We start from the raw sequence: 14,648 nt of genomic DNA on the forward strand, positions 1-14,648 counted from the left end.
TTTAAACGAATTTGACGAAAAAATCATTAAATAACATTTATAAATATCAAAAAGTGCTGAAATTAAAGCTTGAAATCAAGAGAAATGCTTGGTTTTAAAGGAATCATCAATTTTTACGAATGGCTGTTAAATATTTAAAATTACGAAGAGGGCAGATTCTTGTATAATAAGGCTATAGCTTCGGAAGCGCAGAAAAAAAGAACAACGCGCTCTGGAAATTCATACAATAAAAGGAGACGTACATATTATGATGAAAAAGAAAATGATGGCAAGTTTATTAGTTGGTAGCGCAGTGGTCGGCGCAAGTTTAGCACCTCTTTCGGCACAGGCGACTACGACAGGGAATACGCCAGTGCAGGTAGAGTTTGGTGGAGGGGTGTTGCCAGACCAAGGTGATGAAATTGGTACTGTAGATCCAGATCCTGGTACATCTAATACAGATTTTGATTTATTGGCAGTTCCGAAAGGATTGAACTTTCCTTTGACAAAAATTGGCGAAGATTTATCTGCTATCAAGTTGCCTACTAATGAACGCTTTAGAAGTGTTATGGTAGGGGACTTACGAGGAACGAAAGAAGGTTGGCATGTGACCAGTGAAATAGCTGGATTGACTAACGGCACAGAGCAATTAGCTGGGACTATCGACATAGCTTTAACTGCTAGTTATGCACAATATCTCACTCCTGAAACTGAAAAAGGATATTATGTAGCCGCAATTGTCCAAAATGGAATAAATATTGCTAATGACCCAACGGCGCCTGATTTCAGTGGAACAAGCATAAAAATTGGTGGTGGTGCTACTTTATTAATGAATGCTACTGTTGGAAAAGGTCAAGGTACTTGGGCAGGGCGTTTTGATGATATGACATTAAACGTCACAACTCCAATGCAACAACTGAAAAAAGGCGCCTACACAGGCAACATCACATGGAACCTCGTCGCGGGACCATCAATCTAAGCACAAGCAACGAAAAACAGAGGACGGACCATCAGCTGGTAACTGCTGCTGGTCTGCCCTCTAATAATCATTCAATCGTAAAGGAGAAGAACACAAATGAAAAAGAAAATGATGACAAGTTTATTAGTTGGTAGCGCAGTTGTTGGCGCAAGTTTAGCACCACTTTCGGTACAGGCGACTACGACAGGGAATACACCAATCACAGCAGAATTTGAAGGCGGCACGTTGCCAGACGGCAACGGCGATGCCAATACCGTTGATCCAGACCCGAATGGCTCAAACAGTAACTTTGATTTACTGTTTATTCCTCGCGAATTTAATTTTGGGAAATTATCAATTTCTGATGATTTAACGAAACCAATTCTTAACCAAAGAGACCCAGAGGCCGTCAACGGCCATACAGAAATGATTGGTGTCGGTGACGTACGCGGCGGCAAAGAAGGCTGGCATTTAACAGCCCAATCTAATGGCCTAAAATTAGGCACTGAAAGCTTACAAGGCAACATTAAAGTGGCGCTGATTACTCAACTTGATTTGGAATACGAGGCAACAAACAATAGCTATGTAGCTCTGACGACAGCCGTCTCTGCGCCAGAAGTCAGACCACAACTGGCTGCTCCGCAAAATTGGACCCTTGATTTAGGCGGGGAAGCCCAATTAATGGCCAACGCAGCAGCTGGTCAAGGCCAAGGATTATGGCAATTTTCACTGTTTAATACGTCTTTAAACATCACAACACCAGCCAACAATATTAAAGCAGGGGCCTACACAGGCAGTATCACATGGAACCTCGTCGCAGGACCATCTGTGTAAGTCCAAACAAAAAAGTCATCCCTTTAGGATGACTTTTTGCTTATTTCTCTGTGACGGTGCTGTCTGTTTTGACAGTTTCAGCAGGCGGTGTTTGCGCCGCTAATAAGTCGCGAATTTCTTTTAAGTAATCTTCGCTCGTTGGTACTACTTCTTCTTCTGCCGCTTCTTCTTTTTTGCCACGGTTTTTCATTTTGTTGGCCGCTTTGACAATCAAGAAGAGGACGAAGGCCGTAATTAAAAATGTAATAAGTGCACTAATCACGCTACCAATATTGAATTCAACGCCTTCGACTTTATAGACAAGGGCACCCAATGCATCGTCGGCGCTCTTTTTCCCAGTCGTCAAGACAAAAATCAGACTAATTAACGGGGTAATCAAGCCTTCCACCACTTGTGTCACAATCGCTGTAAACGCACTACCAATGACAACACCAACGGCTAGGTCTAAGACACTCCCGCGCATGATAAACTCTTTAAATTCTTTAATCATTCTTTTTTCCCTCCTCACTTTAAAAACAGTATACCGAATCTTCTTGAAAATTTGAACTGAAAAACTCTTATCATTCAGAAAGCACCTTAAGCTGTGTTATAATGGAGCTATTGGAAAAAACATTAAAAAATGCTTTAGAATTTACGCGATACATATATTTCACAGCATTCTTTAGGTAAGATGAAGCAAATGAAGGAGCGATGCGGCAATGTCTGTTCAATTAGTTAAAGGCGTGAATTTACACGTCATTCCTACAGAAAAATATAAAACGGTGCGTCTTTTAGTCCGCTTTAATACACGATTAAATCATGAAACCATTACAAAAAGAACGCTGTTGTCCAGTTTGATGGAAACCAACAGCTTGAATTACCCGAATCAAGTCAAGTTAAGTGAGCGTTTGGCGGAACTTTACGGCGCCAGCTTCGGGATTGGCGTTTCCAAAAAAGGCAATCAACATTGGTTTAATATTTCTATGAACATTGTCAATGATCATTATTTACAGGATAGTCAGGTTCTCGCCGAAGCGGTGGACTTTTTGAAGGAAATTATTTTTGCCCCCAATATTCAAGCGGGCCAATTCGAGGCGGAAACCTTCCAACGGGAGAAAGAGAATTTGAAAGCGTACTTGGAAAGTATTGTGGAGGATAAGCAAACCTATGCTTCTTTGGCGCTTCAAAGTGTCTATTTTAATCAATCAGAGGATCAAAAAATCCCTAGTTTCGGGACCGTCGCGGCGTTAGCTGAGGAAACAGCGGCGTCATTAGCAGCGTATTATCAAAAAATGCTGGCGGAAGATCAAGTGGATATTTTTGTTTTAGGCGATGTCAATGAGGCGGAGTTAGTACCATTATTCAAGCAATTACCGTTTACACCTCGTGAAGAAGGCAAAGCCGCGATTTTCTACAATCAACCAATTCGCAACGTGATTGAAGAGCGGACCGAGCGTGAGGTGTTAGCCCAATCAAAATTAAACTTGGCTTACAACACAGATATTTATTATGGCGATAGCTATTATTTTGCGTTGCAAGTGTTTAATGGAATTTTTGGCGGTTTCCCGCATTCTAAATTATTTATGAATGTCCGTGAAAAAGAACATTTAGCGTATTATGCTTCTAGTAGTATCGACACTTTCCGCGGCTTCATGACGGTTCAAACAGGAATCGATGGCAAAAATCGGAATCAGGTCTTGCGTTTGATTTCGACAGAATTGGAAAATATTCGCTTAGGTAAGATTAGCGAATTAGAAATTGAACAAACGAAAGCAATGCTAAAAAATCAGTATATCTTAGCGTTAGATAATGCAGGCGCGTGGCTGGAAAAAGAATACTTGAACCAATTAATGCCACAGACGATGCTGACGGCGGAGGAATGGATTGCGCGGATCAATGCCGTGACCATTTCAGAAATCCAAGAAGTGGCCAAACGCTTGGAACTTCAAGCGATCTTCTTTTTGGAAGGAGAAACGGAAAATGATTAAAAAAGACTATGCACAAATTAAAGAAACATTGTATACAGAAACACTGGAAAATGGTTTAAAGGTTTACCTATTACCGAAAAATGATTTCCAAAAAACGTATGGCTTGTTTACGACCGATTATGGTTCCATCGACAATACGTTCGTGCCAATTGGTCAAGAGGAAATGATTGAAGTACCTGACGGAATCGCCCACTTTTTAGAACATAAAATGTTTGAAAAAGAAGATGGCGATGTTTTCCAAAAATTTGGACAACAAGGGGCTTCAGCGAATGCCTTTACCAGTTTTACGAAAACGAGTTATTTGTTTTCAACGACGGATCAAGTGACACAAAATCTAGAAACGTTGCTTGATTTTGTGCAATCGCCGTATTTCACGAAGGAAACGGTCGAAAAAGAAAAAGGCATCATCGGACAAGAAATTCAAATGTATTTAGATGATCCTAACTGGCGCTTGTTCTTTGGGATTTTAGGCAACCTTTATCCGAAACATCCATTGCACATTGATATTGCCGGTACAGTGGCAAGTATTGCGGAGATTACCGCAGAAGATTTGTATACATGCTACAATACGTTTTATCATCCAAGTAATATGACCTTATTCGTGGTAGGGAAAATGGACCCTGAAGCGTTAATGGCCTTCATTCGTGAAAACCAAGCGGCGAAAGAGTTTCCTGCCGTCCAACCTATTCGTCGGCATTTTCCTGAAGAAACAGCTGCTGACATTGTCAAAGAGAGCGCCATTGAAATGGCAGTCACACGGGCAAAAGTGCTTGTTGGCTTGAAAGGCTTAGATGAAGTGCCAACAACGGGTCGTGACTTAATGAAATATCAAGTCACCGTGAATTTGTTGTTACAATTATTGTTTGGTAATACCTCTCAAAACTATTTGGCTCTTTATGATGAAGGCTTGTTAGATGATAGTTTTAGTTATGACTTTAATTTAGATCGCAGTTTCCATTTTGCGGATATTGGCGGCGATAGTGAGCAACCAGAAGTCTTAGCAGAACGAATTGAAGCTATTTTATTATCTGCCACAACAAGTCCAGAATTAACGGAAGAAAATTTGTCCTTATTGAAGAAAAAAATGATTGGTAAATATTTTCAATCCTTAAACTCTTTAGAGTATATCGCCAACCAATTTTCACAATCATTGTTTGGGGAAACCACGCTGTTTGATAAGATTGAAGTTATTGAAAGTATTCAATTAGCCGACGTCCGCCAAGTAGCAGAGACCTTGATTCGTGAAGAAGGATTGAGCCGTTTCTACATGTATCCTAAAGGAGAAACCGAGCAATAAACCAACTGTTTAAGAAAAAGAAAAATCTTTGAAATCTTTCAATTTTGTTATCCTCAGTTGGCTTCTTTTGTGGTATTCTTAAAGGACGGGAATGTTTTCCTTGGCAATTGAAAAAGACTGATGAGACAATCGATAAATTAACAAAATAGACTGGAGAAGATGGACGAGTGGCCAGCGTAAATATTGGAGAAACACTAAAAGAAGCAAGATTGCAGAAGAACATCTCAATTGATGAACTGCAACAAATGACAAAAATTCAAAAAAGATATTTAGAAATTATTGAACAAAACGATTTTGAGTCCTTACCAGGCACCTTTTATGTGCGGGCGTTTATCCGCCAATATGCAAGTGCGGTCGGCTTAGATGGCAATCAATTGGTAGATATCTATGATGGCAAAGAACCAGCAATTGTCGAAGAACCCAAGCCAGTGTATGAAGAGCTTGAAGGATCACGTAAGCAATTGCATGACGAAGAAAAGCAATCCAGTTGGTTACTGCGGAACTTACCAGCCATTGCCTTTTCGTTAATTGGTTTAGCCATTGCGGTCGTAGTGCTGTACATTATGTGGCAAGATCAAAAAGCCGAACCGATTATTCAAACACCGGCAACTAGTGCCAGTGTGGAAAAACCCAAAGAATCAAGTCAAGCCCCAGAAAGTAGCACACAAAGTAGTACACCGCCGTCTTCTTCAAGCGAACCAGAGAAGAAAACAGCTGTGGCTGTGGTGAGCGATGCCAACAATCAAGTGACTGCAACGGTTAAAGATGCGAATAGTCCAATCAACATTACCTTTAAAGGGACTGAAGGCTCTTGCTGGATTGGCGTGATGGTCGATGGCAACTACACCTACCAACACACCCTGCAAGCAGGAGAGACCCAAACAACAGCTTTACCTGCGAATGCCGCCAATGCAACACTGATTCTAGGCGCTTCAAATAACGTCGCCATCCAAGTCGATGGCGCCGATTTAACACTGGAAAAAACGCCAGTTTTAATTCGTAAGGATGTTACATTAGGGATTACGTATCGTTAGAAATGGTGTAAGAAGAATCTGGATAAACTGTCAAACGGCAATTATTCCAGATTCTTTTCTTTTTTTCGTGACACTGCCAGCAAGATAACGTAAAATAGAATAGGAGAAGGAAGGGGCAATTGAAGTGAATTTACCAAATAAATTAACAGTTTTAAGAATATTTATGATTCCGATTTTTATTATTATTGTGTCGGTGCCGATGGACTGGGGAACGATTAGTTTTGGCGACACAACGTTAGCCGTTACCCAATTAGTGGGCGCGATTATTTTTGCAGTTGCTAGTTTTACAGACTGGTTGGATGGCAAAATTGCCCGTGCGCAAGGCTTGGTGACGAACTTCGGAAAATTTGCGGACCCATTAGCGGACAAAATGCTAGTGATGACCGCCTTTATCGTCTTAGTTGGTCAAGGCAAAGTACCCGCTTGGATTGTAGCAATTATTGTTTGTCGTGAATTGGCAGTAACTGGTTTACGGTTGTTATTAGTCGAACATGGCGAAGTAATGGCAGCAGCTTGGCCGGGAAAAGTAAAAACAGCTACCCAAATGGTTGCAATTATTTTACTGTTCATTAACAACATTCCATTTTCAGCACTCCATCTACCACTAGATCAAATCATGCTATATGCCTGCTTGATTTTCACCATTTACTCTGGTGTTGATTATTTTGCTAAGAATAAAGATGTTTTTAAAGGTTCGATGTAAAGAGAGAATCAAAACGCTTGGCTTGTGCCAAGCGTTTTTTAGTATTCATGATTGAATCGGCAAATAGATTTTTAAGTAGAGGAACAGATGAATCGATAAAACAAATCGGCAATTTCTGTATGCTATTTTTCATTTTGGTTATATCTACATATAAATAATTAGTTTGTTGTTGACGAAGTAAACTAAATAGATTACTATTTAGTTCGTTAGCTTATATATAAACTAAATAAATTTTTTGGAGGAAATTATGAAAAAAACAGATATTTTAAATAAACTATTAAAAATTGCTCAACAACCTTACTTAATCTTTGCTTCTAGCATAGAGGAGAAACCAGATAACACTTTTGAAACGTTAAGATTGCTTGCTTCTGAAGAAAATGTAACAGCTGGAAGAATTGCTGAATATTTAGATATAAAACCTTCTAGTGTGACACAAATCATAAAAAAATTAGAGTCTGTTAAAGCAGTTAAGCGAGTCAAAAATGAATCAGATGCTCGGGTCACATTCGTTGTATTGACCGATAAGGGACGAGAAAGTTTAAGTACTCAAGGAAATATTTCTAATGGATTTAATGAAGAAATGTTTAAGGGCTTTTCAGAGGAGGAACTAGAGTCTTTAAATAATTATTTAGAACGTATAGAAAAGAATATTTCTAGTGAAGAATTTTTAGATAAAATTGAAACAATTTTTGGCGACGATAAAAATTGGGAACATTTCAGAAAAATATCAGCTAGATATGGTAGAGCTAGAGAACAGATGATGGGACATGATGGCTTTGGTAGATTTGGTGAATTCAATGGTGAATACGGTGGCTTTGAAGGATGGAAGAGAGGTCGGAGAAGATAATGGCAGTAGGTGGAGGCGGCAAAAATAGTCATGATTCTATCCGAGCAGATAAAACAAAATTTTCGTTTAAAGAATTTTTAGGCTTAATCAAGATGACAGAGCCTAACTATTTACTGCTTGGCATTGGGATGATATTTCTTGTGATTTCTTCTAGTATCCAAGTGTACGTTCCAAAACTTGCTTCAAGTTTAGTCAATAATTTTCAAAAGGGAGTAGATTATAGTTTATTAGGTAAAGTTGTTGGATTATTTATATTTTCAGCACTCGTTTCTGCATTAGGAGGGACAATTTTAGGTATTTTTGGTGAAAATGTCATCCAAAATATGCGTAAACGCTTATGGAATAAATTAACTATTCTAAAAGTTTCTTATTTTGACTCTGTTAAAGCGGGTGAAATATCCAGCCGGGTCGTAAATGATACTAATCAAGTTAAGCAATTGTTAGCCGTTACTTTTCCTCAAACAGTTGCCAGTGTGATTACAGTTATTGGTACGGTATATATGATGATTAAAATGGATTGGCATATGTCGCTTGCTATGGTAATTGCTGTTCCTGTTGTAATCCTTTGTATGATTCCAGTAATGGCATTTGGTTCAAAAGTTAGTCACATTCGTCAAGATGCTATGAGTCAATTTAATGGACTTGCTACTGAAACGTTGAGTGAAATTCGTTTAGTCAAAACTTCTAATGCTGAATCTCAGGCGCAGGTTCGTGCTGCAAATGAAGTGGATCGGTTATTTAATGTAGGGAAAAAAGAAGCAATATTTGATGCATCTATGCAACCAATTATGATGATGGTCTTTATGAGCATGGTATTTGGGCTATTAGCATATGGGATGCATCGAATTGCCATTGGTGTGATGACAATCGGAACATTGATGAGTTTCTTAATGTATCTATTTAATCTTATTGGTGCCATGCCAATCATTGCGACGTTATTTTCTGAAGTAGCTAAAGCAGCAGGATCAACGCGACGAGTGCAAGAATTGTTATCTAGAGAACCTGAAGACTTTGAAAGTGGACAAGATATTGATTTATCGGAAAAGACTTTATCAGTTAAAATGTAAAATTTTCTTATGAAGATGCACCAGAGGAACCTATCTTAACAGACATTTCTTTTACTGCTCAGCCAAACCAAGTAATTGCTTTTGCTGGCCCATCAGGTGGCGGGAAATCGACGATTTTTAGTTTAATTGAAAGGTTTTATGAACCTACAGAAGGACAAATTAAATTTGGAGATATTGACATAAAAGATATCAAATTATCAGATTATCGTCGTCAAATCGGCTTTGTATCACAGGATTCTGCGATTATGGCAGGGACAATCAGAGATAATCTAACGTATGGCTTAGAAGAAAACTTCTCAGATGAACAACTATGGGATGTCTTGGAACTAGCATATGCGCGAAAATTTGTAGAAGAAATGCCAGATAAATTGAATACGGAAGTCGGTGAACGTGGCGTTAAAATTTCTGGAGGACAAAGACAGCGTATTGCAATTGCTCGTGCATTCTTGCGGAATCCCAAGATTCTAATGTTAGATGAAGCTACTGCTAGCCTAGATTCAGAATCTGAGATGAAGGTTCAAGAGGCATTGTCCAATTTAATGAAGGGCCGAACAACATTGGTTATTGCCCATAGATTGTCGACAATTGTTGATGCGGATAGCATTTACTTTGTTGAAAAAGGGAAAGTAACTGGTTCAGGAAAACATGATGAGCTAGTAAGTAAACATAAAACTTACGCTAAATATGTGTCCGAACAATTTAAAGTAACGGAATGAACGAAATAAGCAAATTTAAAATGAAGCTAAGACAACACGTGCATTTAACTAATTGTCTTAAGATTTAGAAAGAACTTGGACATAACCCCCAAGTTCTTTTTTCTAACTTATTTTTACCCACAAGATAAAAAGCGTGGGACAAAAATCACTTTGGATTTTTGCTCTACGCTCAAAAACTAATAAACGGCGGGAACAGAAGCAACTCCTTCGGAAATAAGCCGAAATTCTCCAAAAATTAAAGAACAATTTTCGGAAATTCCTTCTTATTTCTCGGAGTTAAACACTTCTGTCCCGACCTCTTTAAATACCTCCATGATAGTTCACTTGCTTCATAAAATGTAGAGTCACGGTATAAAACCAATTTGCGAGGACCGATATTACAAAAATAAGCACCATTCAGATCTTTACGACAAGTAATGCGGATCGGTCTTAGTCGTGCTAATGTTGTCGCGGATTTTTTTCAAGGAATCGGCATTTTGATCAAAATTGTGATACATCGTATTTGTATATAAAATATCCATTACCGTTAAGTAACTAATCCGTGAAGCCAAGGATTCCGCACGAAACAAGCCTTCTTCGGTGACGACAATAATTGCTTCATCGGACAAGCCTGCCAACTCTGAACCGCTGTTACCGGTTAACGTAATCATTTTTGCGTTGGTTTTTTTTACTTGTCGTGCTAGGTTGATTGATTCTTTTGTTTTGCCTGAATGGGAAAAAATAAACACGCAATCTTCACTGGTTAATTTTGTGACAAAGCTTAACTGCATGTGGTAATCAAAAATGTAGTTGCATCGATAGTTGGTCCGAATGAATTTATGGAAACTATCAAAAGCCACAATCGAGGAGCCGCCTTGCCCAAAAAAGTGAAGTGTTTTGGCAGAGTACATCAAAGCCAACACGTTATCTAACAGCTCCTTTGTTAAGAACTGTGTGGCGTTACTGAGGGAATAAATATTGGCTTGTAAGACTTTTTTAGCAATGGTAATACTATCATCATCTGGTGAAATATCATCGGCGCCATTCACGCTATTGACGTTTTGAAAAGTCGGCTGATAATTAGAATTTCTGGCGATATCAATTTTAAATTCTTGGAACCCAGAATAGCCAATCTTTTTTACAAATTGATACACGGAAGATTGGGAGACGCCAATTTCGTTGGCAAGACTTTCTAACGTCATTTGTGTCAATAATGATTCAGAATGAACAAAGTAATCGGAAATTTTCTTTTCTGTGAGGCTCAAATTCGGTTTTTTGATCCGAATCCGTTGATCCAAATAGTGGTTTTTCATTAACACGTTCCTCCAATCTTATTTTTTAAAAATAAAATGAATGCCTTTTCATTGTTGGTATAGACTGATTATAGTGGAAAAAGAGGACAAATACAATTTCTCTTTTTCTCCACAAAAAAGAAATTCTTTAAAAAAGCCAAAAAAAATAAATAATCTTTTTTCTGAAAAATGAAGGGGTCTTGAAAAGACTTCTCTCAACTAAAGAAAGTAGCCAGTAAAAAGAACGTGATACCAAGAGATTTACTTGTGTTTTTTGTATGAAAGCTCCTTAAAAATAAAAACGTTTTACCTTTTGAGTAGGCAAGATTTTTGCTAAAAAATAAAAAATATTTTTTAATTAGTGTAATCGTTTACATTATTTTTTTTATCCTTTATGATTGAAGTATCAAAAGAGGCAGGTGAAAGAAAAATGGATATTGGCTTTATTGGACTTGGGAAAATGGGTTTGAACATGGCGTTAAATGTTCACGAACAAGGCTGGCCCATTATTGGCTTTGATGTAACAAAGGGAGCAAGAGCGACTGCTAGAGAGCAGGGGCTTTCCGTTGTAGATTCGTTGCCGGAATTATTGAAAGCGCTTAATAAAAGGAAGGTGATTTTTTTAAGTACCCCCGCTGGTCAGATTACCAATCAATTAGTGGCAGAATTGGTAGAGCAATTAGCACCAGAGGATATCATTGTGGATAGTGGCAATTCAAATTTTCATGATAGTGTTGCGAATGCTCAGCTTGCTAAGGAAAAAGGAATTTATTTTATTGATTGTGGTACTTCTGGTGGCATCAAAGGAGCGCGGGAAGGAGCGTGTTTAATGGTTGGCGGTGCGCCTGAAGCTGTCAAGGTGTTAACCCCATTTTTTGAAGATTTAGCTTGTGAACAAGGGTATCTTTATGCTGGAAAATCAGGAGCTGGTCACTATTTGAAAATGGTGCATAACGGGATTGAGTACGTCATGATGCAAGCCATGGGCGAAGGATTCAATTTATTAGAAGCTGCCGAATATGATTTTGCGTTGGAGAAAGTAGCCGATGTGTGGAATCACGGCTCGATTATTGAAGCTCGCTTGATGGGCTTAGCGAAAGAGGTTTTTGCGGAAAATCCTACGTTAGCCAATTTAGAAGGGAAAGTTGCAGCAAATGGCGAAGCCAAATGGATGATTGAAGAAGCATTGCGTTTGGAGATGCCCGTCCCAACTACGGCGTTGTCCTTATTTACTCGAAATGAAAGTATGCTAGCAAATCATTTTTCAAACAAAGTGGTCGCTTCTTTGCGACAAGGATTTGGCGGGCATGAAGTCGTAAAAAGTCAGTAAAGGAGTTTAGTCATGTTAAAAAAACAAAAAATTGCCATAGTGAATTCCAGTAGTTTTGGTCAAATTTTTCCTGAACACTTGACGCGCTTAGAAAAAATAGGCACCGTAAAGCATTTTACAGTCGACAGTGAAATTGGTGGGAAAGAGTTAGCGGAACGTTTACAAGGATATACGATTATTATTGCTAGCGTGACGCCATTTTTCACGAAAGAATTTTTTGAACATAAAGATGAATTATTGCTGATTTCTCGCCATGGTATTGGGTATAACAACATCGATTTAGACGCTGCAAAACAGCACGACACAATTGTTTCCATCATCCCGGCTTTAGTAGAACGAGATGCCGTGGCGGAAAACAATGTCACAAATTTACTAGCTGTTTTACGGCAAACCGTGGCTGCAGATGCCAGCGTTAAAGCAGATCAATGGGAAAAACGAGCGAATTTTGTCGGTCGGACGTTATTTAACAAAACTGTGGGTGTCATTGGTGTTGGGAACACAGGAAGTTGTGTCGTGGAGACGTTACGAAACGGATTTCGCTGTGACGTGTTAGCGTATGATCCCTATAAATCCGCCACTTATCTGCAAAGTTATGGAGCCAAAAAAGTAGACTTAGATACGTTGCTAGCTTCAGCTGACATCATTTGTTTATGTGCCAATTTAACTGAAGAAAGTTATCACATGATTGGCTCGGCGGAAATTGCCAAGATGAAAGACGGCGTCTATCTTTCCAATAGCGCACGAGGCGCCTTGATTGATGAAGAAGCCATGATTGCCGGCTTAGAATCGGGCAAAATTGCTGGGCTTGGGACAGATGTTTTAGAAGAGGAACCAGGTCGGAAAAATCATCCTTATCTTGCGTTTGAAAATGTAGTAATGACGCCGCACACCTCCGCTTATACCATGGAATGCCTGCAAGCGATGGGAGAAAAATGCGTGCAAGATGTGGAAGACGTGGTGCAAGGTATTTTACCTCAACGGGCAGTGCAAGAAGTCAGTCGTTACGTTAGTTAAGAAGGAGGAGGAGCATGTTAACTGATTTAAAAGTGAAAGTTGGACCGCAATTTTATCGTTACCACGAAGGCGCCTTAGCTTCGGTGCCGTCACTTTTCAAGGAATATCACGCCCAACGAATTTTGGTGGTGCATGGCACCGTATCCTTTGAAAAAGCTCAGCCATTTTTACCATTCTTGGCAGATTCAGAGTATCAATTCTTCTATCACACTTACACAGGAGAATGTAGTTATTTTGGCGCCGAACAAATTTCACAGCAAATAAAGGAACACCAGATTGACTTTCTTCTGGGAGTCGGCGGCGGTAAGTTAGCCGATTTAGTGGGCTACAGCGCCCATTTAAACAATCTGAATTTTGGCTTAGTCCCTACTTTGGCTAGTAACTGTGCGCCGTGGACACCGTTAGCTGTGATGTATCAAGAAAATGGCGCGGCCGAAGGCAAAACGGAACATTTCTTTCGCCAAGCTGCGTTTTTAAGGCTCTATACTTTTTGATGTTGGTGGATGACACCAGCATCTTTTTTATTTTCCAAAACATATAGAAAAGACACCTTGAAATCCTTTAGAATTAATTTGGCGAACCAACCCAAAAGGAGGAATCAAGATGTCTTACACTCACCTTATCAAAGAAACATTAGATATTCTAGACTTATCAGTTACTTTTAACGAAAATTGTCTCACAAAAGAAAAATACAAAGGGCAAATCTGTCATATTTATCGTGGAAACTTGATTTATACAGCCCAAGAATGCATCCACTGTAAACACCAGATTGCTTCAGATATTGTGCGTTGGGGTACAACAACCGTCCGGTTGTTAATGAACGATGTTTCTGAATACCGTACCTACCTCGAATTGAAAAAGCAACGCTTCAAATGCAAAGCTTGTCAGCGGACCTTTGTCGCAGATACTTCTGTTGCGAAAAAACATTGTTTCATCAGTGAGAAAGTCCGCTGGTCTGTCGTGACTCGTCTGAAAAAAAATACCTCAATGACAGAGATCGCCGCTCAGAAAAATCTATCGGTCTCTTCTGTTTACCGTATTATGAAGCGATTTTATCGTCCGTTGAATCCTTTTCGGACACCGTTACCTAAGGTACTTTGTTTTGATGAATTCAAATCAGTTCGGGGTGTTTCAGGTGCTATGAGTTTCATCATGATGGATGGACAAACACAGCGCTTATTGGACATTGTCGAGAACCGACAACTGCCTTTTTTAAAACGTTATTTTAGTCATTTTTCACGAGAAATTCGTGAAGCGGTCGAATGGATCGTGATTGATATGTACGCTCCTTATGTATCGCTCGTTAAAAAGCTGTTTCCAAAAGCACAGCTGATTATTGACCGGTTTCACATCGTCCAACATATTGGTCGTACCTTTCGCAATCATCGAATCAAAGAAACGAACCAACTATTAAAAAGCAAAGAACAAAAACACTATCAATTAGGTAAGCAATTAAAAAGATACTGGAAACTTCTTCAAAAAGATGAACGCAAGCTTGATTATACTCGACGCCTTTGGCGACCTGGCTTCAAAGCTCATTTAACAGAGACCGATATTGTGGATCGCTTACTGAAAGGGAGCCCTGCTTTGCGTGTAGGCTATCAGTTATATCAAGACTTTCTTTACGCTGT

Annotated in this window: 12 protein-coding genes and 2 pseudogenes; 12 read left to right on the forward strand and 2 right to left on the reverse strand. The window is 39.2% G+C overall.

Annotated elements, in window-relative coordinates; all coding sequences use genetic code 11:
• Positions 1–250 precede the first annotated feature (250 nt).
• Both KQI94_RS03530 and KQI94_RS03535 read left to right on the forward strand, forming a co-directional pair.
• Positions 251–958 (forward strand): WxL domain-containing protein, encoded by a 708-nt coding sequence (locus tag KQI94_RS03530; protein ID WP_025186757.1) that lies wholly within the window; start codon positions 251–253, stop codon positions 956–958.
• Between the two features lie 96 nt (positions 959–1,054).
• The gene (locus KQI94_RS03535) at positions 1,055–1,771 is read left to right on the forward strand and encodes a WxL domain-containing protein (protein ID WP_002368462.1); all 717 of its coding nucleotides are present in this window, start codon (positions 1,055–1,057) and stop codon (positions 1,769–1,771) included.
• A gap of 40 nt (positions 1,772–1,811) precedes the next feature.
• Here KQI94_RS03535 and mscL read toward each other — a convergent pair whose 3' ends face one another.
• Complete coding sequence (gene mscL / locus KQI94_RS03540) at positions 1,812–2,261, reverse strand: large conductance mechanosensitive channel protein MscL (protein WP_002359018.1); 450 nt, start codon at positions 2,259–2,261, stop codon at positions 1,812–1,814.
• A 208-nt stretch (positions 2,262–2,469) separates the two neighbouring features.
• On the opposite strand from mscL, the gene KQI94_RS03545 reads away from it, so the two are divergent.
• The 6 genes and pseudogenes from KQI94_RS03545 (at position 2,470) to KQI94_RS03570 (ending at position 9,402) form a co-directional block, all read left to right on the forward strand.
• Positions 2,470–3,738, forward strand: a complete 1,269-nt coding sequence (locus tag KQI94_RS03545; protein WP_002368461.1) for a pitrilysin family protein — start codon at positions 2,470–2,472, stop codon at positions 3,736–3,738.
• Positions 3,731–5,035: a pitrilysin family protein gene (locus KQI94_RS03550; RefSeq protein WP_002368459.1), complete on the forward strand. Its 1,305-nt coding sequence runs from the start codon at positions 3,731–3,733 to the stop codon at positions 5,033–5,035. Before KQI94_RS03545 ends, KQI94_RS03550 begins: the two co-directional genes overlap by 8 nt.
• Before the next feature lie 167 nt (positions 5,036–5,202).
• Complete coding sequence (locus KQI94_RS03555; protein WP_002359020.1) at positions 5,203–6,069, forward strand: RodZ domain-containing protein; 867 nt, start codon at positions 5,203–5,205, stop codon at positions 6,067–6,069.
• A 124-nt stretch (positions 6,070–6,193) separates the two neighbouring features.
• Complete coding sequence (gene pgsA / locus KQI94_RS03560) at positions 6,194–6,772, forward strand: CDP-diacylglycerol--glycerol-3-phosphate 3-phosphatidyltransferase (protein WP_002365382.1); 579 nt, start codon at positions 6,194–6,196, stop codon at positions 6,770–6,772.
• A 247-nt stretch (positions 6,773–7,019) separates the two neighbouring features.
• Positions 7,020–7,619, forward strand: a complete 600-nt coding sequence (locus tag KQI94_RS03565; protein WP_002368458.1) for a MarR family winged helix-turn-helix transcriptional regulator — start codon at positions 7,020–7,022, stop codon at positions 7,617–7,619.
• Positions 7,619–9,402, forward strand: a pseudogene (locus tag KQI94_RS03570) (ABC transporter ATP-binding protein). The gene KQI94_RS03565 and the pseudogene KQI94_RS03570 overlap by 1 nt, the downstream one beginning before the upstream one ends.
• Positions 9,403–9,806: 404 nt before the next feature.
• Here the strand turns inward: KQI94_RS03570 and KQI94_RS03575 are convergent.
• Positions 9,807–10,694 (reverse strand): MurR/RpiR family transcriptional regulator, encoded by an 888-nt coding sequence (locus tag KQI94_RS03575; RefSeq protein WP_002383224.1) that lies wholly within the window; start codon positions 10,692–10,694, stop codon positions 9,807–9,809.
• Positions 10,695–11,067: 373 nt separating this feature from the next.
• Between KQI94_RS03575 and gnd the strand changes: the two genes are divergently transcribed.
• From gnd to KQI94_RS03595, 4 genes and pseudogenes are all read left to right on the forward strand, one after another.
• Positions 11,068–12,003, forward strand: a complete 936-nt coding sequence (gene gnd / locus KQI94_RS03580; RefSeq protein ID WP_002368456.1) for a phosphogluconate dehydrogenase (NAD(+)-dependent, decarboxylating) — start codon at positions 11,068–11,070, stop codon at positions 12,001–12,003.
• Positions 12,004–12,015: 12 nt separating this feature from the next.
• On the forward strand, positions 12,016–13,017 hold the full coding sequence (locus KQI94_RS03585) for a D-isomer specific 2-hydroxyacid dehydrogenase family protein (RefSeq protein WP_002368455.1): 1,002 nt from the start codon (positions 12,016–12,018) through the stop codon (positions 13,015–13,017).
• A gap of 14 nt (positions 13,018–13,031) precedes the next feature.
• Positions 13,032–13,490, forward strand: a pseudogene (locus KQI94_RS03590) (iron-containing alcohol dehydrogenase); the annotation flags it as partial.
• A gap of 130 nt (positions 13,491–13,620) precedes the next feature.
• The coding region (locus tag KQI94_RS03595; RefSeq protein WP_216454298.1) for an ISL3-like element IS1251 family transposase at positions 13,621–14,648 on the forward strand (1,028 nt) is incomplete at its 3' end.

Source organism: Enterococcus sp. S183_ASV_20 (assembly GCF_018919685.1).
Classification (GTDB): domain Bacteria; phylum Bacillota; class Bacilli; order Lactobacillales; family Enterococcaceae; genus Enterococcus; species Enterococcus faecalis.

Excerpts from the sequence above, each read along its gene's own strand:
- KQI94_RS03530 (WP_025186757.1), top strand. The coding sequence starts at position 251 with ATGAAAAAGAAAATGATGGCAAGTTTATTAGTTGGTAGCGCAGTGGTC.
- KQI94_RS03535 (WP_002368462.1), top strand. The coding sequence starts at position 1,055 with ATGAAAAAGAAAATGATGACAAGTTTATTAGTTGGTAGCGCAGTTGTT.
- mscL (WP_002359018.1), bottom strand. The coding sequence starts at position 2,261 with ATGATTAAAGAATTTAAAGAGTTTATCATGCGCGGGAGTGTCTTAGAC.
- KQI94_RS03545 (WP_002368461.1), top strand. The coding sequence starts at position 2,470 with ATGTCTGTTCAATTAGTTAAAGGCGTGAATTTACACGTCATTCCTACA.
- KQI94_RS03550 (WP_002368459.1), top strand. The coding sequence starts at position 3,731 with ATGATTAAAAAAGACTATGCACAAATTAAAGAAACATTGTATACAGAA.
- KQI94_RS03565 (WP_002368458.1), top strand. The coding sequence starts at position 7,020 with ATGAAAAAAACAGATATTTTAAATAAACTATTAAAAATTGCTCAACAA.
- KQI94_RS03575 (WP_002383224.1), bottom strand. The coding sequence starts at position 10,694 with ATGAAAAACCACTATTTGGATCAACGGATTCGGATCAAAAAACCGAAT.
- gnd (WP_002368456.1), top strand. The coding sequence starts at position 11,068 with ATGATTGAAGTATCAAAAGAGGCAGGTGAAAGAAAAATGGATATTGGC.
- KQI94_RS03585 (WP_002368455.1), top strand. The coding sequence starts at position 12,016 with ATGTTAAAAAAACAAAAAATTGCCATAGTGAATTCCAGTAGTTTTGGT.